The organism is Cutibacterium equinum, from assembly GCF_028021195.1.
GTDB classification, from domain to species: Bacteria; Actinomycetota; Actinomycetes; order Propionibacteriales; family Propionibacteriaceae; genus Cutibacterium; species Cutibacterium equinum.
Genome location: NZ_CP115668.1, coordinates 1,710,158 through 1,731,856, shown reverse-complemented (window position 1 = coordinate 1,731,856; position 21,699 = coordinate 1,710,158). Strand labels below are relative to the sequence as shown.

The window sequence follows — 21,699 nt, the reverse complement described above, 5'->3', positions numbered from 1 at the left end:
CGCTCGCCACCTCATGCGTGGAGTTTTGTCGGATCGAACCCTTATTCTTGATTCCATGCACAACGATGACCGGGAGGGCGATAGTCCCGAGACCTTCATCTGCGCCTCTGTGACGAGAGGAATGGTGAAGGTCCGTGGCTGACGTCGTTGAGAACGCCGCCCTCATTCTTCTGTTCATTCTCCTGGGAGGAGTCTTCTCGGCTGCCGAGATGGCGCTGGTGAGCCTGCGCGAATCCCAGGTCAAGCACTTGGCGGCCACCCGCGGATCTCGCGGCCGTTCGATCCAGAAACTGCACTCCCATCCCAACCGCTTCCTGTCTGCGGTTCAGATCGGCGTCACCCTGTCAGGCTTCCTGGCCTCGGCCTTCGGCGGTGCCACCTTGGCCAATCGGCTTGCGCCGGTTTTTGAGTCCTGGGGAATGTCGGCCTCTGTCGCCGGCACCGTCGCCCTCGTCATCATCACGATCATCATTTCCTACTTCTCGATCGTGCTGGGAGAGCTGGTCGCCAAACGGCTGGCCATGCAGCGAGCCGAGGGTTTCTCCTTGGTGTTGGGCCCGATGGTCAACGGCATTGCGACCCTGTTCCGCCCGATCATCTGGTTCCTGGGGATCTCGACCGACTTCGTCGTCAAGATTCTTGGTGGTGACCCCGCGGCCGCCCGTGAAGAGGTCACCGACGAGGAGATCCGCTCGATGGTCGTCTCCTCAGCCACCTTGGGTGACGAGGAGCGCACCATCCTCGACGAGGTCTTCGCCGTGGGCGAGAAATCCCTGCGCGAGGTCATGGTTCCCCGAACCGAGGTGGACTTCCTGCAGGGGTCGATGAAGGCCGTTCAGGCAGCTCAGGTGGTCCGCGACGGATCCCACTCCCGTTACCCGGTCATCGACGGCTCGGCGGACCGAGTGCTCGGATTCGTTCACGTGCGTGACCTGCTCGAACTCGATCCCCAGATTCGTGCCAGCCGGGTGTCCCAGCTCGTGCGCCCCGTCGTGTCCCTGCCCGACACCGTCAAGGTGCTCAAGGCCCTCACGGAAATGCGTCGCACCCATGCACATCTGGCCATCGTCCTGGACGAGTACGGGGGCACGGCCGGCATCGTCACCCTGGAGGACCTCGTCGAGGAGATCGTCGGCGACATCACCGACGAGTACGACACCGTCGAACCCTCCGATCTGGCCCACGTGCGTCAGCGTGACATTGACGGCCTGACGACCATCGAGGAGTTCTCCGAGAAGGTCGGCCTGGTGCTACCCGATGGCCCCTACGACACTGTTGCCGGCTATTTCATGGCCCAGACCGGGCAGGTTCCTGTCAAGGGGGCCCAGGTTGACGTGCACCTCCACCCTGTCGGTTTCGTGGCCGATGAGGAGAACGAGGAGGAGGAACCCGCTCCCAATGTCGAGCTGACGGTGACCGAGGTCGATGGCCTGCGGGCCGCATGGCTGAGGGTTCGTAGGCTCGACGCACCGGCTGCTCCGATCATGGCAGGAGGAGTCTCTGGGGCCTCGCGCCCGGAGCCAGAAGGGGTGAGTGTGTGAAACGACCCGCGTGGCTCGGCGGTCCTGGCAAGGACGCTGATGGGGCAGTCCTGCTCACCGGTCCAGAAGCTGGAAAACTGCTGAAGGCAGCGGTCGAGCACGCCGACGGGATCTTGCTGGAGTGGCATCTCGACCATGTTGACGCCAATCCTGGCCAGTCCACCACAGCGACGTACCAGGCTCGGGTGCAATGGCCGACCGGGGAGCGCCAGGAACTTTTTGGCATGAGCGCTCGGGTCAATGGTCCTGCGCAGACCGATGCGCGCGCCGACATTTACGTCGACGGGTCTCGGGAGGTTGCGGTGTGGCGATACCCCGATGATCCTGACCTGCCAGGGTTGTCCCGGGCGGCCTATCCCGAGCAGATGGCGGCCATCGTGTCGCAGTTGGGGCTCGTCGGTGGCCGTGTCAGCGCCGATGAGATCACCATCCGCATGATTGGGTATCGGCCCAGGCGTCGCGCGGTGTTGTCGGTGGAGGTCGCCCAGCGCCGCTTCTACGTCAAGGTGCTGCGTGAGGGCAACTTCCAGGCGACCCTTGCCCGTCATGACCTGCTCACCAGCGCGGGGGTGCCGAGCCCCCGCGTCGTCGGGATCACGGACGACAATCTGCTCTTTCTGGCCGAATTGCCAGGGCGTCCCCTCAGCAAGGCCCTCTTCGAGCCTGGGAATCCATGCACCGCTGAGGGTCTCATCGGGCTGCTCGACCAGCTTCCTGCGCAGGTGTGCGATCTGCCGCGACGATCCTCGTGGAGTGACTCGGTGGATCACTACTGCCGCATCGTTGCTGCCGCCATGCCTGACCAGCAGGACCGTCTGGACCGGATGGCGGACATCATCTCCCAGGGATTGACGAGTTTGCCACCAGGAAATGAGCCCACCCACGGTGACTTCCATGAGGGGCAGATCCATGTCTGGAATGGTCAGGTCTGTGGAATCCTCGACGTCGACACCATCGGGCCAGGGCGTCGCGCTGACGACTTGGCCTGCCTGGTTGCCCATTTGTCGACAGTGCAGCGTATGACTTCGTGCCAGGCTGATCGGATGAGACAGATCTTGGCGCAGTGGGTGCCGGTCTTCGACTCGCGAGTCGATCCAGTGGAGTTGCGGTTGCGCTCCGCCGCAGTGGCGATATCTCTTGCGACCGGGCCCTATCGCAGCCAGGAAGCCAACTGGGGTGCTGAGACGATGTCGATCATTGACGCGGCCGAGGCCCTCGTCAATCAGGTCGCCTGAGGGAATCAGGTCGCCTGAGGGAATCAGTCGCCCGAGAGCACCCCACGAATGAGGTGTGTTGGCTGATGCCAAGGGGACTCTTCGCGCATTTTGTGCCCAGTTTGACCGTTAAGGTGTCGATTCCGCCACGAAGGGGTTACAGTTTTATGGCCCGATTGACGAAAGCCGCCATGTGGGCTCCCCATTCGCTGTATCATCGTCTGCTCCAGGAGGCAGTCCGTGAAGAAGTCACACCTCGCCATTCCCGCCGTTCTTGCCGCCGCAGCCGTGTCGCTGTCGGCGTGCGCGCAGGCTCCGGATGCGTCCTCGGGCTCCTCGTCGAGCTCCGCCGCCAGCTCGGCGGCCAACGACAACTCCAATTCCGGTGAGTTCAAGGCCTGCATGGTCTCCGACTCCGCTGGCTTCAACGACAAATCCTTCAACGAGACCTCGCTGCAGGGCCTCAACAAGGCCGCCAGCGACCTCGGCGCCAAGACCGCCAAGGTGGAGTCGAAGGATGACAAGGACTACGCCACCAACCTGCAGTCCATGGTCGACGCCAAGTGTTCGATCATCGTCTCGGTCGGCTTCCTGCTCGAAAAGCCCACCCTGGCCGCTGCGGCTGCCAACCCGAACGTCAAGTTCGCCATCGTCGACGACAACCCGAAGGGTGCCCCGTCGAACCTCAAGCCGCTGATCTTCAACACCGCCCAGTCCTCCTTCGAGGCCGGTTACCTGGCCGCCTCGCTGACCAAGACCGGCAAGGTCGCCACCTTTGGCGGCATGAAGATCCCGACCGTCACCATCTTCATGGATGGCTTCGCCCAGGGCGTCGACTACTACAACAAGCAGAAGAACAAGTCGGTGCAGGTCATCGGCTGGAACGCCGAGAAGCAGGATGGCCAGTTCGTCCCGCAGCCCAACCCGTTCCAGAACGTCTCCGGTGGCAAGACGACCGCTCAGGCCCTGCTCGGTCAGGGTGCCGACATCATCCTCCCGGTTGCCGGTAACGCTGGTAACGGCGCCCTGCAGGCTGTGAAGTCCTCCGGTGGCAAGGCCAACGCCATCTGGGTTGACGGCGACGGCTGCAAGACCCAGCCTTCCTACTGCTCCCACATCATCACCTCGGTGTACAAGGGCATGGATGTCGCTGTGTTCGACGCCATCAAGTCCGCCAAGGACGGTTCCTTCGACAACAAGCCCTACATCGGCTCCCTGGAGGATGAGGGCACCGGCCTGTCCCCGTTCCACGAGTTCGACTCCAAGGTCCCTGCCGACGTCAAGGACGAGCTGAAGACGATCAAGGCCGACATCACCTCCGGCAAGATCAAGATCACCTCGAAGGCCCAGCCCAAGTGAGCCCACAGCGCGAACTCGGATCGCGCAGCCGCTGAGCTGCCAACCACGTGAGCCGACGACGCGCCGATCTCCCAGGGAGGTCGGCGCGTCGTCGTGGGCTCGCACGACATGAGGGACCAGACGTGGAAGGATCTGCCCCGTGACCACTAACACCACCGTTGCCCCATCGGGTGACCGCGCTCCCGTCAAGGACGGACTGAGCCTGCGCGGAGTCACCAAGAGGTTCGGGACGCTTACGGCCAACGACCACATCGACCTCGACATCGTCCCCGGGCGCATCCATTGCCTCCTCGGTGAGAATGGTGCCGGTAAGTCGACCCTCATGAACATCCTGTACGGGCTGCTTCCCTCCGACGAGGGGTCGGTCTACATCGACGGGGCCGAGCAGCATTTCGACAACCCCAAGCAGGCGATGGCGGCCGGAATCGGGATGGTCCACCAGCACTTCATGCTCGTCAACGTCTTCACGGTGGCCGAGAACATCGTCCTGGGAAGGGAGGAATCAACCGCCGGCGTGCTGTCGATGAGGAGAGCCCGCGCGAAGGTGCGCGAGTTGTCAGATCGCTACCACTTCGACGTCAGCCCGGACTCGGTCATCGAGAACCTGCCGGTCGGCGTCCAGCAGCGTGTTGAGATCCTCAAGTCCTTGGCCAATGACGCCAAGTACCTCATCTTCGACGAGCCCACTGCCGTGCTCACCCCGCAGGAGATCGACGAGCTCATGGCCGTCATGAAAGTCCTGCGTGACGAGGGTCGAGCCATCGTCTTCATCACCCACAAGCTGCGCGAGGTCCGCGCCATTGCCGACGACATCACCGTGATTCGTCGCGGCAAGATCGTCGGCCAGGCCTCTGCCGATCAGTCCGAGGCCGAGCTGGCCGAGATGATGGTGGGACGAGCTGTCAAGTTGGTCGTCGACAAGGACGAGGCCAAGCCGACCAAGCCTCGTCTGGAGATCGAGAACCTCACCGTGGCCGATGACCTCGGATCGGTTGTCGTCGACGACGTCAGTCTCACCGTTTCCGGTGGCGAGATTCTTGGCATCGCCGGTGTGCAGGGCAACGGACAGACCGAGCTGGCGTCGTCCCTGCTTGGTCTGATCAAACCCACCTCGGGATCCATCCGTATCGACGGCAAGGACACCACCGGCGCGGCCCCTGCCAAGACGATCGAGGCAGGTCTGGGATTCGTGCCCGAGGATCGTCAGCGCGACGGTTTCGTCGCCGAGTTCTCCATTGCCCAGAACCTCATCCTCAACCAGGTGGGCGCCTACTCCAAGCACGGCAACCTGCAACTCAAGCGCATCGCTGACAACGCCCGCGAACGCGTCGACGAGTTCGACATTCGTACCCCCTCGGCTGCGCTTCCGGTGTCCTCCCTGTCGGGTGGTAACCAACAGAAGGTCGTCCTGGCCCGGGAGTTGTCGCGTCCGTTGAGTGTGCTCGTGGCCTCCCAGCCCACTCGCGGTGTCGATGTTGGTGCCATCGAGTTCTTGCACCAGCGCATCGTCGAGGAACGAGACAACGGCACCGCTGTGCTCATCGTCTCCACCGAGCTTGACGAGATCGAGGCCCTGTCGGACCGTATCGCGGTGATGTATCGCGGGCGTGTCGTCGGCATCGCCCCGGGGGGAACTCCCCGCGACGTCCTGGGCCTCATGATGGCCGGATTCAGTTATGACGAGGCGTGTGACAGCGTCGCCAAGGGACACAAGGAGGTCTCGGAATGAGTACCGAATCCCCGCAGCCCACCCCGACGCCGACCACTGGGTCGACGGCATCCGCTGCCACCAAGGCGGGGGCCACGCAGCGTCGCCGTTTTCCGTGGAATGACCTGTGGGTGACGGTCGCCGCGTTCGTGTTGGCCTTCATCGTCTCGGCCATCGTCATGGTGGCCGCCGACCCCAAGATCAACAAGGAGTGGAGCTATCTCTTCTCCCGTCCTGACGCCCTGACTGACTCCTGGGCCCAGATCTCCTCGGCGTATGCCGCCCTGTTCCAGGGAGCCTTCGGATCCTGGCAGGCCATCACGGCGACGACGGCGCAGTCCGCTCCGCTCATCTGTGCCGGTCTGGCCATCGGCCTGGGCTTCAAGGCTGGTCTGTTCAACATTGGTGGTCAAGGTCAGGCCATTGCCGGGGCGACGCTGGCCGCCTGGGTCGGATTCAACTTCCACTCCCTGCCGCTGCCCATTCACCTGCTCTTCGCCGTCATCGCCGGATTCGTCGGCGGAGCCATCTGGGGTGCCATCGCTGGTGTCCTCAAGGCCCGCGCCGGCGCCAATGAGGTCATCGTGACGATCATGCTCAACTACGTCGCCAGCGGTTTGTTGGCGTGGTTGCTGACGACCAAGGCCTTCCAGATGCCTGGCCGTACCGACCCGATCGCCCCCATCGTCGACTGGAACGCGACCTTCCCGCGCATGGCCGGGTCCCAGTTGCACCTGGGCTTCTTCCTGGCCCTGCTGCTGGCCGTGGGCACCTGGTGGCTGTTGGATCGCACCCATCTGGGCTTCCAGATCCGTGCCGTGGGCGCCAACCCGAGTGCCTCGGCGACGGCCGGTATGAACACCAACTCGATCATCGCCTGGACCATGGTCATCTCGGGTGGCCTTGCGGGGATGGCCGGTGTTGAGGTGGCCCTGGGCCCGATCTCGGGCGCCACCCCGACCCAGTTGTCCATCGGCCTGGTGGGAACCATCGGCTTCGATGCCATCACGGTGGCCCTGCTGGGTCGTTCCAAGCCGCTCGGCATCGTGCTGGCCGGTCTGTTCTGGGGAGCCATGAACCAGGGAGGTCTGCGCATGCAGGCCATGACCCAGACCTCTCTGGACCTGGTCCGAGTGATCCAGGCCGTCATCGTCATGTTCGTGGCGGCCCCGATGCTGGTCAAGACGATCCTGCCCTTCCTCAAGACCCGCAAGGAACAGCGACACGACAAAGGTGACCGCGGTCCGGTTTCGGCTGACACCACCACGAAGGGAGCCCTGGCATGAGCCCGGCATTGCGCTTTCCTCGTCCCACCAACTCTGACGTCACCAAGACCGGTGTCGAGGTGCCCACTGCGGCTGCCGAAGCCCTCGACAAGGAGCTGGAGTTCGAGCGGGTCGAGTCCCGCGAGGCGCGCACTCACCGCCTGTCGACCGGCGTGCTCATCGCCGTCATGGCGGTGATCCTGTTCTTCCTGCTGACCAAGACCTCTGGTGAGGCCCACTTCGCCTTCACCGACGCCCTGGCCGGCAAGGACTTGGGGACCCTGACCGTCTCCGGGTTCCCGATCGTCCTCGTCAGCGCCATCGCATGCGTGCTGGCAGCCGGTGCCTTCTTCATGGGCCGTAGCCGTCACACCCTGACCGTCACCGCCGGGGTCGTCGCCGGTCTCGCGATCATCATTGGCTTCCTGAGTTGGGCGGCCGCAGGACGCGATCTGCCCTTCCAGGTGGCGGGTCAGTTGCAGGGCACCCTGTCGGTGGCAACCCCGCTGGTCCTCGGCGCCCTGTGCGGTGTCATGTGTGAGCGCGCCGGCGTCGTCAACGTGGCCATTGAGGGACAGATGCTCACGGCGGCCTTTGCGGCGGCACTGGTCGGGTCGATGAGCCACTCGGTGTCTGCGGCCATTATCGCCGCGATCGTCGCCTCTGTGCTGACTGCCGCCCTGTTGGCCGTCTTCACCATCAAATATGTCGTCGACCAGGTCGTCATGGGCGTGGTGGTGAACCTCTTCGCGTCCGGCCTGACCGGCTTCCTCTACACCCAGCTGCTCTCGCCCGAGGCCGAGAAGTACAACACCGCTCCGATCATGGAGGCGGTGCCGATTCCGGGACTGTCCAAGATCCCATTCTTCGGGCCGATCTTCTTCGACCAGACGATCCTGGTGTACATCGCCTTCCTGTGCATCCCGCTGGTGTGGTTCCTGCTGTGGCGTACCAAGTGGGGTCTGAGGGTGCGCTCGGTGGGTGAGCACCCCGAGGCTGCCGACACTGTTGGCATCTCCGTTGCCGGGATTCGATGGTCGGCCGTTCTGGTCGGCGGGGTCTTCGCCGGTCTGGGTGGGGCCTACTTCACCATCGGCACCGTCGGCTCCTTCTCCAAGGACATCACGGTCGGTAACGGTTTCATCGCCCTGGCCGCCCTCATCATGGGGCGTTGGCGTCCGGGGCTGGCTGCCGTCATGGCGCTGTTCTTCAGCTTCGTGACCCAGTTGTCCACCGAGCTGTCGACGATCAGCGCCCCGATGCCCTCGCAGTTCCTGCTCATCCTGCCCTACATCGCGACCATCGTCGCCGTGGCGGGTCTGGTGGGCAAGGTGCGGGCACCAGCAGCCGACGGTACCCCATACATCAAGGAATGACGTGGACGTCGACTGGGAAGCACTGCGCCGTCGTGCCCGTGAACTGACCACGCGTGCCTATGCGCCGTACTCCCACTTCCCAGTGGGAGCGGCCGGGCTGGCCGAGGACGGCCGCATCGTCGTGGGATGCAATGTTGAGAACGCCGGATACGGCGTCACCCTGTGTGCCGAGTGCGGGTTGATCAGTGACCTGGTGGCCGGGGGAGGGGGACACCTGCTCGCCTTCTGCTGCGTCGACGCGACGGGGACCACGATCATGCCGTGTGGTCGGTGCCGTCAGTTGTTGTGGGAACATGGTGGTCCGACGATGCTCATTGACACCCCCGCCGGGGTGCAGACGATGGCCGAGGTGTTGCCGCAGGCCTTCGGCATTGACGACCTTGATCGCGTAGCCAACCAGCAGGAGAAGTCATGATCGTGGCCGCAGCCGACGGGTCCTCCCTCGACAATCCCGGACCAGCCGGCTGGGCCTGGTACATCGACGACGACACCTGGGCTGCGGGTGGGTGGCCGCGCGGCACGAACAACATGGGCGAACTCAAGGCCGTCCTCGACCTGCTGCAAGCCACCCGCGACGCCGAGGAGCCGTTGACGATCCTGTGCGACTCCCAGTACGCCATCAACTGCTGCACCAAGTGGATCCCTGGTTGGAAGCGCAAGGGGTGGCGCAAACGTGACGGCAAGCCGGTTCTCAACCGGGACCTGCTGGAGCGTCTCGACGAGGAGCTCGAGGGCCGCGACATCACCTTTGAATGGGTCAAGGGGCACGCCGGTCACGCCATGAACGAGGCGGCGGACGCGCGTGCCCGGGCCGCTGCCACGGCATTCCGGGACGGTACCCCGGTGGATCATGGCCCGGGGTTCGACGGGGTCACCCGCGACCCTGAGCCACATGAGGACGTTCCGGCTGATGGACACAGCGCCGAGCAGGAGGGATTGTTCGACCTTCCCGAGCGTCCGGTCTCCGGCGACCAGCAGCTTCTCGCCGTCCTCACCGACAATGAGCGTCGCCTGCTGGATACCGACGCCATCGCTCACCGTCGCGCCCTCGAGGAACTCGCAGCCGACGATTTCGTCGAGCATGATGCCAATGGTCGGCTCTGGACCAAGGGCAGGGCCCTGGCTGACATGCCTGCCCCTCAAGTCCGCTCGAGCATCGAGATTCTGGGAATGGTGCATACCGGCCCGCAGGATGTCCTGCTGCGGTGGCGAACTCGAGCCGGGTCCCGGGTGAGTCTGCGAGTATCCGTGTGGCACCGCGACCCCGAGCACGGTTGGCAGCTCAGATTTCACCAGATCACCCCGGTGCGCTGACCCTTGGATGTTCACAGCAGCCGGCGAGGCGACCGAGGCCGGGTCATACCGATAGAGTTGGCCCCATGTGTGCCAACATTCTTGCCGCCGTCGCGTGGCCCTACGCCAATGGGCCACGCCATATCGGCCATGTTTCCGGATTCGGTGTCCCTTCTGACGTCTTTGCCCGGTACATGCGAATGTCGGGCCACCGGGTTCTCATGGTCTCCGGCTCCGACTGCCACGGCACCGCCATCTCGGTCAAGGCTGACCAGGAGGGGTTGACGGCCCAACAGTGCGCCGAGAAGTATCACCGCATCATCGCCTCTGACCTGCAGGGTCTTGGTCTGTCCTACGACCTGTACACCTCGACGATGACCGACAATCACGCTCACGTCACCCAGGAGATCTTCACCCGGCTCTACGAGAACGGCTACGTGTTCAAGAAGGCCGAGATGGGTGCCTTCGAGCCGTCCACGGGACGCACCCTCCCGGACCGCTACATCGAGGGGACCTGCCCGATCTGCGGCTACGACGACGCCCGTGGTGACCAGTGTGACAACTGCGGCCGTCAGCTCGATCCGGCTGATCTGCTGAATCCTCGTTCCAAGACCACCGGGGCCACGCCCGAGTTCCGCGAGACTGAGCATTTCTTCCTGGATCTGCCTGCCCTCGCCGAGTCCCTGACGGCCTGGATCGACACTCGCACCGACTGGCGTCCCAACGTCCTCAAGTTCTCCCACAACCTCCTGGAGGAGCTGCGCCCGCGCGCCATCACCCGCGACCTCGACTGGGGCATCAAGGTGCCGGTCGAGGGCTGGGAGAACGAGTCCATGAAGCGCATCTACGTGTGGTTCGACGCCGTCATCGGCTATCTGTCGGCCTCGATCGAGTGGGCACGGCGTATCGGCCAGCCCGATGCCTGGCGGCAATTCTGGAATGACGAGGAGGCCCGGTCCTACTACTTCATGGGCAAGGACAACATCGTCTTCCACTCGGTCATCTGGCCCGGGATTCTGCTGGGTACCAATGGAGGCGGTGACAAGGGAGGCGAGCCTTCCGAGGAGCTGGGCATCCTCGACCTGCCCACCGAGATCGTCTCCAGCGAGTTCCTCACCATGAGCGGCTCGAAGGTGTCGAACTCGCGTGGCGCCACGATCTTCGTCGGGGATTTCCTGCGTGAGTTCGGACCCGACGCCCTGCGCTACTTCATCGCGGTGGCCGGGCCGGAGAACCAGGACACTGACTTCACCTGGGAGGAATTCGTCCGTCGGGTGAACTTCGAGCTGGCCAACGAGTGGGGCAACCTCGTCAACCGGTCCATCTCGATGGCCTTCAAGAATTGTGGCGAGATTCCGGCTGCCGGTGAGCTGACCGACGCCGACCGCGAGCTGTTGGAGGCATCGGCTGCCGGATTCGACGCTGTGGGGGATCTGTTGGCCCACGCCAAGTTCAAGGCCGCCATCACCGAGGCGATGAGGATCGTCGGGCTGGCCAACGCCTACATCTCCGCCCAGGAGCCCTGGAAGCTCAAGGACAACCCGGAGCGCCGCGACACCGTGCTGCACGTGGCCCTGCAGGTTGTCAGCGACGTCAACACCATGCTCACCCCTTTCATGCCGCACTCGGCCCAGAAGATTTACGAGGCGATGGGCGGCGAGGGCGTGTGGGCGGCCCAGCCCGAGCTCGTGGAGACTGACGGCGATGCCCCCATTCTCATGGGTGACTACGCCTGCGAGAAGGCGTCCTGGCAACGTCGTGAGATTGCGGTGGGGACTCCGCTGGCCAAGCCCAGTCCGATCTTCCGCAAGCTGGACGCCACGTTGGCCGAGACTGGTCCGGCGTGGGCCCCGGTCAACCCGCAGTGACGCTGTGAGGCCGCCCCGGCCGGTCTCGGTCGGGGTGGGGATCAGAGTTGGCTGGCCAGTCGCTGCAACTGGCAGACGATGAGGGCGCACGCCTCGGCGTCGGAGTCTGCACGGTGGTGATTGAGTCGGTAACTCGGATCGCAGGCGTGAAGGACCGTCGGAAGCTTGTAATTGGGCAGGCCCGGAATGAGGCGCTGGGCCGTGCGGTAGGAGCAGAAGAACGGCGACGGCAGGGTGAGGGTGCCAAAGTACTCGTCGAGTTGGCGCCACACCCGGGAGTCGAACATGGCGTTGTGTGCGTACACCGTGGCTCCGGCCACGAAGTGGGAGACATCGTCGGCGACGGAAGGCCACATCGGCGAGGTCCGGACATCGGCGGCAGAGATCCCGTGCAGGTAGGTGAACTCGAAGGAGTCCCATCCGCGCGGCGGACGGATAAGGGTGTTGAATCTGTCGATGACCTGACCGTCGACCACCTTCACCATGGCCAACTGGCAGGCCGAGACGCCACCCATCCGGTTGGCCGTCTCGAAGTCGATGGCCACGAACTCCTGATCGGCCAGTTGCGCCGCAGTGGGTATCAGCCTTGCCCCACGTCTGGAGGGCCGAGCATTGAGTGCTGCCGATGACACCGGGCGAGCCCCTGTCGCTGAGTGCTGGGTACCCGACGCGATCGCCTTGTCCTGTTTGGCGATCTCGACGAGTCGTTTCCACTGTTCGTGGTGGACAGAGGGGTCGCGTCCGTCCGCCCTGGCCCACATCTCGTTGGCCTTGGCCAGACGCTTCTGCAGGTCGATGCGATGGTCCTGACGAGTCGGTTCCAGGCCGAGGCCCAACCATGACTCGATTGTGTGCACCTCGTCGGCGTAGGCCTTCATCTTGTGCTGGATCTTCGCCACCTCGATGACGTAGTACTCCATGACATCGGTGGGACGTACTTTGGCCGTCTCGACCATGGCATCCATGCAACCGGTGGCGATGACGAGGGCTTGGTCGTAGTCGCCGTCGCGTTTGAGAGCAGCGACGGTGGGCGTCCAGTCCCAGATGGCGCGACCGCGATACGTCGGTGTCGCCCCGGTCGTGGTCTGGTGGGTGGCAGCGCTGGAGGCAGGAGCGTGGCGCGCAGGATGATCGTGTTCCGGGCGATCGTGTTCAGCGCGGCCATTGTCGACCTGCGCCCGAACGGTGTTGAGCCACCTCCGGGAACCCATCCGTGTTCTCCTTGCTTCCACGTCTCTGCGATTCGTACAAGGCTATTCCTCGGCTCGGACACCGACGAACGATGGTGGTTCTTCTTGCTGGTCCAATACCGCTGGTCCAGTCTCGCGGGTCCAATCCTGCCCCTCCGGCGCTCAGCCCACAACGATCAGTTCATGAGGGCTGCAACGGTGGCACTGGCACGTCTCATGCTCATGGGCTGGAATCCCATGACGATGGCTCTGGACCTCATCGCAGGTTCTGCCTGACACAGGGCCAGCCCGCGGCGAATGAGCACGGGCGGGGACTTGCGATGCTGCCGCAGATCGCGGACGAGACGCCGGGCGAAGTTGAAACAGCGCGGACGATCCAACCAGATCGGCAAGACCTCCATGCCGGCCTCAAGACACGGGTCGAACAGGTCCAGGGCGAAAATCCCCTCGGCGACGATGGCTGGCGCATCTGCGGCGGTGACGACGTGGGTGCCAACGGCCCGAGACCTCGAGATGTCGTAGCAGGGGGCGACGGTGTGTCCCGTGGTCGCGAGTTCCTCCAGAGCTTCTACAGCTGCTGGAAGGTTCCAGGAGGCGACGTCGTCCCAGTCGACCATGCCGCACACCCTGGGAAGTCCCGGTTCGTCATGATCGCGGTAGAAGTCGTCGAGGCGCAGTTCGGGCAGCCCGGCCAGATGGGTCAGACGGGATTTCCCGGAACCAGAGGGTCCTGCCAACAGGATGATCGTGCGCGCCACAGCTGATCAGTCTATCGGCAGGGCCATCGTGGTCATCGGGGCACCCATGCGTCGTCGATGCCGCGACGGGGACACTGACGACGCTGCCTCACCAGCTTCCGCCGCCTCCGCCGCCGGAGCCGCCGGAGGATCCGACATCTGAGGCGGAGGAGGTCGAGGAGGCGGCCTCCATCATCGACGTCATCATGGATGAAGTCATGTCGTTGAAGGTTGACGCGAAGGACTGGTTGATGTCATCGCCGATGGTGAGAACAGTCAACCCGTCCGATATCAGGTCGGGGGACCAGCGCCCTTCGGCTTCGAGCTGTTGGAACACGGAGTTCCAGCGATCGGTGATATCGAAAGCTGCGGCCCATGGAAGGTAGGCCGAGAAGATACCAAGGTCCTCTTCGGCCCGGATCGAGTCCGCCTCGATGGTGGCCAGGTAGTCGCGGAATCCTTGTACCCGATCGGCCATCGCCGTGCCCAGAGCGCTACGAGAGGGTCGGTCTTGGAAGGGTAGGAAGGCGCAGGAGAGATGGAAGAGCATCACCATGAAGCTCGGCACCGTGAAGGGCCACCAGATTCCGTCCATGTCCATGCCGAGTTCGGCGATCATTGCGCCGACGATAAGCCCTCCGTACAGGAGTGATAGGGCCACGCCGATGGCGTTTGTTTTTCGTTTCCGTTGGCGATGGGACATTGTGAAAAAGCCGGCCCGGCCATTGATCTCGTCGAGGTGTGATTTCTTGTTGTCGCGACTGATGAGGCCGTGAACCGTGTAGGTGATTCGGTACTTCTGCTTACCAGTGACGGTGCGGTCTTTCGACCCGATCCTCAGTTGGAGTGCGCCACTGTTTTCCTGGTGGACGTCGGCGGGGCTCCTGAGGGGCTGGAGGCCTGGATGTTGCTGTAGGTGATGTGGCGGACGTGGCCAGGATTGTCCGTCAGTGACTGCTGCGTGACGAAGGTCAGATAGGGCCCGTGTTAGTCCTCGTCGGCAAAGTCGTAGGTGAAGTCAAGGCTGACCCGGGCATCTCCGTCGCGATCGAAGGTGGCCCTGACGGTGTAGTCCGTGATGTGTTCGTCGTTGTTGGCATGGGCTGGAACAGCGGGAACCAAAGCGCCAAGAAAAGTCAGCAGAAAAGCGGCTATTACGGCGGATAGGGCGCGTCGCATGGCATCAGTGTAAGTGGTCTTCACCTGGCCCGCGACGCGTCCCATGTGACGGTGCCGTCAGATTCCCAGGGCGGTGGCCATCTCCTCACGCAAGGTGACCATCTCGGCGTCCAGCCTGGACTTGGTGGCGGGCAGGTTGGCTGCCGACTCGGCGGGAGTGGCCCGTACCTCCAGGTAGCACTTGAGCTTGGGCTCGGTGCCGGAGGGGCGAGCGACGACGTGGACGCGAGGTCCAGTCAGCTCGATGGCGTTCTGTTGGGGCAGCCCGGACCCGTTGTTGGGGTCGTTGAGGTCGCGCACCTCGACCGGATCGCCGAGCAAGGTGGTCGGGGGCTGTTTGCGCAGACGGTCCATGGCGTCGGTGATGATCGACATGTCGGTGACGCGCACTGCGAGCTGGCTGGTGCGGTGCAGACCATGGGTGGCCCAGATCTCGTCGAGCCGCTGGCAGATCGTGGTTCCGGAGTCCTTGAGTTCACCCACCAGGCGCATGATCGTCGCCAGGGCGGTGATGCCGTCCTTGTCCGGGACGTGCGATGGGTCACAGCAGTAGCCGATGGCCTCCTCGTAGCCGAAGACGAGGCCCGGAACACGGCCAATCCACTTGAAACCGGTCAGGGTCGTACGGTGTTCGCGTCCTGCCGCTGTGGCCATCCGGGCCAGGCAGGTCGACGAGACCACCGAGTTCGCGTAGACCCCGTCCAGACCACGACGCAAGGCGTCGTCACCGAGCAGGGTTCCCAGCTCGTCACCGGTGAGCATCCGCCAGTCCCCGTCCATGACGGCGGCAACGGCGCAACGGTCGGCGTCCGGGTCGGAGGCGATGACGACATCGGCGTCATGCTTGCGTGCCTGGGCGATGGCCAGGTCAATGGCGCCCGGCTCCTCGGGGTTCGGGAAGGCCACGGTCGGGAAGTCCGGGTCCGGGTCGAGCTGCTCGCTGACCCCGACGAACTCCGGCAGGCCGGCCCTCTCGACGAGACGACGCACGACGCGGGTTCCCACACCGTGCATGGCGGTGTAGACCCAGGTGACGTCAGGGTGGGGGGTGGTCAGCTCGGCAGCGCGAGCGACGTAGGCGTCGATGAGGTCGTCGCCGAACAGCTCAATGTCGTCACCGCGCCGGATCGTGCTGAGGGGATTGGCCGCGACGACCTCGATCTCGTGGGCGATCTCGGCGTCGGTGGGAGGCACGATCTGGGAGCCGTCACCCAGGTACACCTTGTACCCGTTGTCGGCCGGCGGATTGTGCGACGCCGTCACCATGACTCCGGCGACTGCTCCGTAATGCTTGATGGCGAAGGCCGTCACGGGGGTCGGGATGGGGGAGTCGGCCAGCAGCGCGTGGAAACCGGCTCCAGCCATGATCTCGGCAGTGTCACGGGCAAAGACGTCGGAGTTGTGCCGGGCGTCGAAACCGATGACCACCGATCCTTCTGTCTTGCCATGGGCGTGCAGCCAGGCGGCGAATCCGGCAGCCGCACGCTGGACGACAACCCGGTTCATCCGGGACGGCCCGGGGCCCAGAGCAGCACGCAGGCCAGCGGTACCGAAGGTCAACGGGCCGGAGAAGGCCGATTCGACGGCCTGGATGGCCTCGCCGTCACCGGACTGGGCACGGCCGAGCAGGTTGGACAATTCGCTACGAGTGGCCTCGTCAGGGTCCTGGTCGAGCCAGGAGTGAACATCGGCGACGAGTTCGGGGCTGAGCCCCTCGGAATGGGTGGTGGTCATGGTTCCTCGTTGGTGTGGGGCGGATCAGATGGCAGCCGTGATGTCAGCGAGCAGACCTGCCAGGCGGGGAGCGGCCTGCCTGCCAGCGGCGATGACCTCGGCGTGGTCGAGCGGGGCATCGGTGACACCAGCAGCAGGGTTGGTGACCAAGGACAGGCCGAGCAGGTCGAGTCCGGCTTCCCTGGCGGCGATGGCCTCCAGCGCCGTCGACATACCGACGAGGTCAGCGCCAATGGTGCGAGCCATGCGGACCTCGGCGGGGGTCTCGTACTGCGGGCCGCGGAACTGGGCGTAGACGCCGGTCGGGGTGGCCGGGGCGACCTTCTCGACGACCTCGAGCAGGGCCGGGGTCCATGTCGTCGACATGTCGATGAAGGTGGCGCCACGCAGCGGGGTGACGCCGGTGAGGTTGATGTGGTCGCGAATGGCGACGACGGTTCCCGGACCCCACGACGGGTCGAGGCCACCGCAGCCATTGGTGAGGATCATCGTGTGGGCACCCAGGGCCGCGACGGTGCGCACACCGTGGACGACCGGCTCGACCCCACGTCCTTCGTAAAGGTGGGTGCGTCCGGTCAGGACGACGGCGGTCTTGCTTGTGGGAAGCTCGACAGCAACGAGGTCGCCGCCGTGTCCGGCCACGACGGGTGCTGAGAATCCGGGCAGGTCGCCGAGCGGAAGTCGTCCCATCTCCTCGCCGAGGCGATCAACTCCGGCTGACCAGCCCGAGCCGAGCACGAGTCCCATGTCGACGCGGGTGAGCCCGAGGCGGGAACGGATGGCATCGGCAGCATCGCGGGCGATGGCCTGGGGGTCGGTGAAATCCGGTGTCGTCATGGGGTCAACCCTAGAGGTTCGTCGTGGTTCGGGCGCGTGAACCCCCGGCTCAGGTGGCCATGTTTTCCGTGTCGAGCCGGGGCACGTGACGTGGCGTGCCGACTCGAGGCCAGGCCAGGTCGAAAAATTTTCTCGATGTCAACAGAAATCGTCTCCCGGCTGAAAGAATGCGGCCATGACGTCCATGGTGATCATTGGTGCTGGTCCGGGAGGCTATGAGGCCGCCAACGTTGCGGCAACTGGTGGCGTTGACGTCACCGTCGTGGAAGAAACCGGTGTGGGCGGGGCTGCCGTTCTCACTGACTGCGTTCCCTCCAAGACCCTCATCGCCACTGCCGAGGTCACGTCCACCCTGCGGCGCGCGCCCGAACTCGGTCTTCGTCACACCGACGCCTTCGACGTCGATCTGGACGCCGTCAATTCCCGGGTACGTCGTCTGGCTCAGGCCCAGTCCGACGACATTGGCCGGGCCTTGGAGCGCAGTGGAGTGCGCGTCATCCGCGGTCGTGCCCGTCTGGCCGCCGGCGCTCCCGGTCACCGGCATCGCGTTGTCATCAATGACGGCGAGACCATCGACGCCGACATCGTGCTGCTGGCCACCGGTACGACCCCGCGTGAGCTTCCGGATGCGCGCTGCGACGGGGACCGCATCCTCACCTGGAAACAAGTGTACTCCTTGAAAGAGATCCCCGAGCATCTCATCGTGGTGGGCTCGGGTGTCACCGGCGCGGAGTTCGCGTCGGCCTATGACTCCCTGGGATGCCGGGTGACCCTGGTGTCCTCGCGTGACCAGGTGCTTCCGGGTGAGGACCCGGACGCGGCTCGGGTGCTGCAGCAGGTCTTCGAGTCTCGCGGCATGGAGGTCCTGTCTCGCTCGCGTGCGGTGTCTGCGGTACGAGACGGCGACGGGGTCGTTGTCGGTCTCGAGGATGGCCGGACCGTGCGTGGGTCCCACGTCCTCATGGCCGTCGGGGCAACGCCGAACAGTTCGGATCTCGGTCTGGAAGAGGTCGGTGTTGCGGTGGGCCCGCGCGGCCACATCAGCGTTGACAAGGTTTCGCGCACCACCGTGCCGGGTATCTATGCCGCCGGGGACTGCACCGGGGTCTTCGCCCTGGCATCGGTGGCAGCCATGCAGGGACGCATCGCGGTCTGGCACGCCCTGGGGCAGGCCCTCCAGCCCCTGGACCTGTCCTTGGTGTGCTCGAATGTCTTCACTTCTCCCGAGATCGCCACGGTCGGTGTGACCCAGACCGACGTCGACTCCGGCAAGGTCCAGGCCCGATCCACCCTGCTCGACCTGTCGACCAACCCGAGGGCCAAGATGCAGGGAATCCACGACGGTTTCGTCAAGCTCTTCTGCCGTCCTGCCACTGGCAACATCATCGGCGGCGTGGTCGTCTCCCCGCGGGCCAGCGAACTCATCCATCCCATCTCGGTCGCGGTGGCCGAGCGGATTCCCGTCGACGCCTTCCAACACGACTTCACCGTCTACCCGTCGCTGTCGGGATCGGTCTCGGAGGCCGCCCGACGATTGCAGACCTTCGTGGCGTGACTTTCGTGACGTGACTTTCGTGATGTGACCTCGTGCAATGATCTCGTGAGGTCGCGCTCCTGACACACAGGACCCCGCGACGCATCGTCAGGGGTCCGGTGTGTTCTCGCGGATCGAGCAGGGTCAGAAGTCGTCGAAGAGAGCCGAGAACAGGCCCAGACCAACCAGGCCCAGCCCGCCGACGGCCAACCCACTGATCACCGGGTCGGACTCGTAACGCCGGTAGTAGCCCTGCACCCACGGGGCATAGTCCGGGCCGGCCTGCCAGTAGGGAAGCTGGGCGCCATTGACGTCGACGGTGCGGATCCACGGGGAGCGTCCCTGCTGAATGCGCTGGGCATCGGCAGCGCATGCCGGAACCTTGCGGGCAACCCCACCGTCCGGGGAGTACATGACGTCGGTGGTCGACGGGCCGTGAGCCGGGTCGAAGAAACACGGCGGGCGCACCTCGGGAATCGGCTCACCATTGGCGCGGGCCTGCACACAGGCGATGGCGTGACGACCCTCCTCGAGGGTTTCGGTGACGAGCGGGATCGAGCGGGTGCCCTTGTCCTGGGCCATCAGCGTCTTTGCGCGGTCGTAGCAGTCCAAGGCCATGTTCCAGTCCTTGCGTCCCTCGGCCGAGACCTCCTTGCCGATCATCTCCATGTCAAGATCGCGCAGGGCCTCACCAAAGGTGGTGACGTCCTCCTCGGTCTCCTTGCGCATCTGCGAGACCTTGGCCTCGATGGCTTGGGCGCGCCGGGCCTCCATCTCGCGGGACTGACGCTGGGCACGTATCAGCGATGCGGTTGTTGCCACAAGTCCCACGAAGAACAGCAGGAAGAGCAGGACGTTACCGGACATGGTCTCCAGAATGCCTTCCGGAACCGACACTCACAAGAAACATGACGCTGTCCACCTCACTCGTCGACGATTTCGCAGATGACCTCGCCGGAGGCGACCGTCGAGCCGACCGTGGCACTGAGGTTGCGGATGATGCCAGAGCGGTGGGCGGCGAGGGGCTGCTCCATCTTCATGGCCTCCATGACGACGATCTGGTCTCCCTCGTTGACCTGCTCCCCCTCGACGACATTGACCTTGACGATGGTTCCCTGCATCGGGGACGCCACCGAGTTTCCGGTTGCCGCGCTGTGACGGCCCGCACGGTTGCGGCGGGTGGGACGACGAGACTTCGTGCTGGGGGCCTGACGGGCGCCGTGCAGGGATCCCGGAATGCTGACCTCGACCCGCTTACCGTTGACCTCCACGACGACCTCGTAGGGGGGCTCGACGTCGGCGGATTCTCCCAGGGACCCGGTGTAGGGCTCGATCGTGTTGTCGAACTCGGTCTCGATCCAGTCGGTGAAGACGCCGAAGTGGCCGTCAGTCGCGGTGAAGGCAGGATCGTTGACCACCGCCCGGTGGAAGGGGATGACCGTCGGCATGCCGTCGATGACGATCTCGTCGAGGGCCCGGGCGGCGCGGGCCAAAGCCTGCTCGCGGGAATCCCCGGTGACGATGAGCTTGCCGATGAGGGAGTCGAAGGCTCCCGGAACCGTCATGCCGGAATGGTAGCCCTCGTCCACGCGGACTCCGGGGCCGCACGGAGGCTGCCACGAGGTCAGGGTGCCGGGGGCGGGCATGAATCCCATGCCGGGATCCTCGGCGTTGATGCGGAACTCGAAGGAGTGGCCGCGCAGTTTCGGGTCCTCAGGCTCGAGGTGGCCGCCCTGGGCGACGTGGAACATCATCTGCACCAGATCGACACCGGCGACCTCCTCGGAGACCGGATGCTCCACCTGCAGTCGGGTGTTGACCTCCAGGAAGCTGATGGTGCCGTCCAGGCCGACGAGGAACTCGCAGGTTCCGGCACCGACGTATCCGGCCTCCTTGAGGATGGCCCGGGAGGACTCGTAGAGACGGGTCATCTGCTCGTCGCTGAGGAACGGGGCCGGGGCCTCCTCGACGAGTTTTTGGTGACGACGCTGCAAGGAGCAGTCACGGGTCGAGATGATCTGCACCGTGCCGTACTGGTCGGCGATGCACTGGGTCTCGACGTGACGCGGCTTGTCGAGGTAGCGCTCCACGAAACACTCGCCGCGTCCGAAAGCGGTGACGGCCTCGCGGACGGCCGACTCGTAGAGATGGGTGACCTCGTCCATCGAGCGGGCAACCTTGAGACCTCGGCCGCCGCCACCGAAGGCCGCCTTGATGGCGATCGGCAGGCCATGTTCCTTGGCGAACTCGACGACCTCCTCGGGGCCGTCGACCGGATCGGCGGTACCGGGAACGAGCGGGGCGCCGACCTTCTGGGCGATGTGACGGGCCTGCACCTTGTCCCCGAGGACCCGGATGGCTTCTGGCGGCGGACCGATCCAGATGAACCCGGCGTCGACGACAGCCTGGGCGAAGTCGGCGTTCTCGGAGAGGAACCCGTAGCCGGGGTGGATCGCGTCAACCTCGGCTCGACGGGCGATGTCGAGGATCTTCTCGCCGTCAAGGTAGGTCTGAGCGGGGATGACGCCGTTGAGGGCGAAGGCCTCGTCGGCAAGTTTGACGAACAATCCCTCGGAGTCGGAGTCCGCGTAGACAGCCACGCTCGCGATACCGGCATCCTTGGCGGCACGGATGACGCGTACTGCGATCTCGCCACGGTTGGCGACCAGTACCCGCTTGATGGTCTTGTCCACGGTTCCTCCCATCGGATCTCGGGGCCAAGCGCCCCTCATGGCGAGTCTAAGGGGTCAACGGTCGTTGCATGGCCACGGTCCACCTCTTCCGGACCCGATGATGCACCAGCGAGGTCGCGTGGTACCTGCGGAAGATCCGATGATGACGGCACGATGTGGTGGCTCCTGGCA

Annotated in this window: 18 protein-coding genes; 10 read left to right on the top strand and 8 right to left on the bottom strand. The window is 64.7% G+C overall.

The genetic code is table 11. The annotated features are described in order from the left end of the window. Nucleotides 1-134 precede the first annotated feature (134 nt). From O6R08_RS07895 to metG, 9 genes are all read left to right on the top strand, one after another. The gene (locus tag O6R08_RS07895) at nt 135-1,541 is read left to right on the top strand and encodes a hemolysin family protein (RefSeq protein WP_271417636.1); all 1,407 of its coding nucleotides are present in this window, start codon (nt 135-137) and stop codon (nt 1,539-1,541) included. Next, nucleotides 1,538-2,776, top strand: coding sequence for an aminoglycoside phosphotransferase family protein (locus tag O6R08_RS07890; RefSeq protein WP_271417635.1), 1,239 nt, complete (start codon nt 1,538-1,540; stop codon nt 2,774-2,776). The genes O6R08_RS07895 and O6R08_RS07890 overlap by 4 nt, the downstream gene beginning before the upstream one ends. Before the next feature lie 219 nt (nt 2,777-2,995). After that, nucleotides 2,996-4,114, top strand: coding sequence for a BMP family lipoprotein (locus O6R08_RS07885; RefSeq protein ID WP_271417634.1), 1,119 nt, complete (start codon nt 2,996-2,998; stop codon nt 4,112-4,114). A 139-nt stretch (nt 4,115-4,253) separates the two neighbouring features. Further along, nucleotides 4,254-5,843 (top strand): ABC transporter ATP-binding protein, encoded by a 1,590-nt coding sequence (locus tag O6R08_RS07880; RefSeq protein ID WP_271417633.1) that lies wholly within the window; start codon nt 4,254-4,256, stop codon nt 5,841-5,843. Next, on the top strand, nt 5,840-7,108 hold the full coding sequence (locus tag O6R08_RS07875) for an ABC transporter permease (protein ID WP_271417632.1): 1,269 nt from the start codon (nt 5,840-5,842) through the stop codon (nt 7,106-7,108). The genes O6R08_RS07880 and O6R08_RS07875 overlap by 4 nt, the downstream gene beginning before the upstream one ends. Then, nucleotides 7,105-8,463 carry an ABC transporter permease gene (locus O6R08_RS07870; RefSeq protein ID WP_271417631.1) on the top strand — a complete coding sequence of 453 codons (1,359 nt, stop codon included), beginning with the start codon at nt 7,105-7,107 and terminating at the stop codon, nt 8,461-8,463. Before O6R08_RS07875 ends, O6R08_RS07870 begins: the two co-directional genes overlap by 4 nt. 1 nt (nt 8,464) lies before the next feature. Then, complete coding sequence (locus O6R08_RS07865) at nt 8,465-8,878, top strand: cytidine deaminase (protein WP_271417630.1); 414 nt, start codon at nt 8,465-8,467, stop codon at nt 8,876-8,878. Beyond that, a complete protein-coding gene (locus O6R08_RS07860) occupies nt 8,875-9,777 on the top strand; it encodes an RNase H family protein (protein ID WP_271417629.1) in 903 nt (300 codons plus the stop codon). The genes O6R08_RS07865 and O6R08_RS07860 overlap by 4 nt, the downstream gene beginning before the upstream one ends. A 65-nt stretch (nt 9,778-9,842) precedes the next feature. Next, entirely contained in the window at nt 9,843-11,624 is a 1,782-nt protein-coding gene (metG, locus tag O6R08_RS07855; RefSeq protein ID WP_271417628.1) for a methionine--tRNA ligase, read from the top strand. Nucleotides 11,625-11,665: 41 nt separating this feature from the next. On the opposite strand, the gene O6R08_RS07850 is transcribed toward metG, so the two are convergent. From O6R08_RS07850 to O6R08_RS07825, 6 genes are all read right to left on the bottom strand, one after another. Beyond that, nucleotides 11,666-12,208: a 3'-5' exonuclease gene (locus tag O6R08_RS07850; protein WP_408640157.1), complete on the bottom strand. Its 543-nt coding sequence runs from the start codon at nt 12,206-12,208 to the stop codon at nt 11,666-11,668. A gap of 782 nt (nt 12,209-12,990) precedes the next feature. Next, nucleotides 12,991-13,509 (bottom strand): uridine kinase, encoded by a 519-nt coding sequence (locus O6R08_RS07845; protein ID WP_271419318.1) that lies wholly within the window; start codon nt 13,507-13,509, stop codon nt 12,991-12,993. Between the two features lie 151 nt (nt 13,510-13,660). Further along, nucleotides 13,661-14,254, bottom strand: coding sequence for a DUF2207 family protein (locus O6R08_RS07840; protein WP_271417627.1), 594 nt, complete (start codon nt 14,252-14,254; stop codon nt 13,661-13,663). 284 nt (nt 14,255-14,538) lie between these two features. After that, nucleotides 14,539-14,754, bottom strand: a complete 216-nt coding sequence (locus O6R08_RS07835; RefSeq protein ID WP_271417626.1) for a hypothetical protein — start codon at nt 14,752-14,754, stop codon at nt 14,539-14,541. Between the two features lie 33 nt (nt 14,755-14,787). Next, the gene (locus O6R08_RS07830) at nt 14,788-16,464 is read right to left on the bottom strand and encodes a phospho-sugar mutase (protein ID WP_271417625.1); all 1,677 of its coding nucleotides are present in this window, start codon (nt 16,462-16,464) and stop codon (nt 14,788-14,790) included. A 24-nt stretch (nt 16,465-16,488) separates the two neighbouring features. Beyond that, entirely contained in the window at nt 16,489-17,301 is an 813-nt protein-coding gene (locus O6R08_RS07825) for a purine-nucleoside phosphorylase (RefSeq protein ID WP_271417624.1), read from the bottom strand. A gap of 175 nt (nt 17,302-17,476) precedes the next feature. Between O6R08_RS07825 and O6R08_RS07820 the strand changes: the two genes are divergently transcribed. Further along, nucleotides 17,477-18,856, top strand: coding sequence for an NAD(P)H-quinone dehydrogenase (locus O6R08_RS07820; protein ID WP_271417623.1), 1,380 nt, complete (start codon nt 17,477-17,479; stop codon nt 18,854-18,856). 123 nt (nt 18,857-18,979) lie between these two features. Here O6R08_RS07820 and O6R08_RS07815 read toward each other — a convergent pair whose 3' ends face one another. Both O6R08_RS07815 and O6R08_RS07810 read right to left on the bottom strand, forming a co-directional pair. Beyond that, entirely contained in the window at nt 18,980-19,702 is a 723-nt protein-coding gene (locus tag O6R08_RS07815) for a hypothetical protein (RefSeq protein WP_271417622.1), read from the bottom strand. 56 nt (nt 19,703-19,758) lie between these two features. Further along, nucleotides 19,759-21,528 carry an acetyl/propionyl/methylcrotonyl-CoA carboxylase subunit alpha gene (locus O6R08_RS07810; RefSeq protein ID WP_271417621.1) on the bottom strand — a complete coding sequence of 590 codons (1,770 nt, stop codon included), beginning with the start codon at nt 21,526-21,528 and terminating at the stop codon, nt 19,759-19,761. Nucleotides 21,529-21,699: the final 171 nt, after the last annotated feature.

Excerpts from the sequence above, each read along its gene's own strand:
- O6R08_RS07860 (WP_271417629.1), top strand. The coding sequence starts at position 8,875 with ATGATCGTGGCCGCAGCCGACGGGTCCTCCCTCGACAATCCCGGACCA.
- O6R08_RS07825 (WP_271417624.1), bottom strand. The coding sequence starts at position 17,301 with ATGACGACACCGGATTTCACCGACCCCCAGGCCATCGCCCGCGATGCT.
- O6R08_RS07870 (WP_271417631.1), top strand. The coding sequence starts at position 7,105 with ATGAGCCCGGCATTGCGCTTTCCTCGTCCCACCAACTCTGACGTCACC.
- O6R08_RS07875 (WP_271417632.1), top strand. The coding sequence starts at position 5,840 with ATGAGTACCGAATCCCCGCAGCCCACCCCGACGCCGACCACTGGGTCG.
- O6R08_RS07840 (WP_271417627.1), bottom strand. The coding sequence starts at position 14,254 with ATGTCCCATCGCCAACGGAAACGAAAAACAAACGCCATCGGCGTGGCC.
- O6R08_RS07830 (WP_271417625.1), bottom strand. The coding sequence starts at position 16,464 with ATGACCACCACCCATTCCGAGGGGCTCAGCCCCGAACTCGTCGCCGAT.
- metG (WP_271417628.1), top strand. The coding sequence starts at position 9,843 with ATGTGTGCCAACATTCTTGCCGCCGTCGCGTGGCCCTACGCCAATGGG.
- O6R08_RS07820 (WP_271417623.1), top strand. The coding sequence starts at position 17,477 with ATGACGTCCATGGTGATCATTGGTGCTGGTCCGGGAGGCTATGAGGCC.
- O6R08_RS07815 (WP_271417622.1), bottom strand. The coding sequence starts at position 19,702 with ATGTCCGGTAACGTCCTGCTCTTCCTGCTGTTCTTCGTGGGACTTGTG.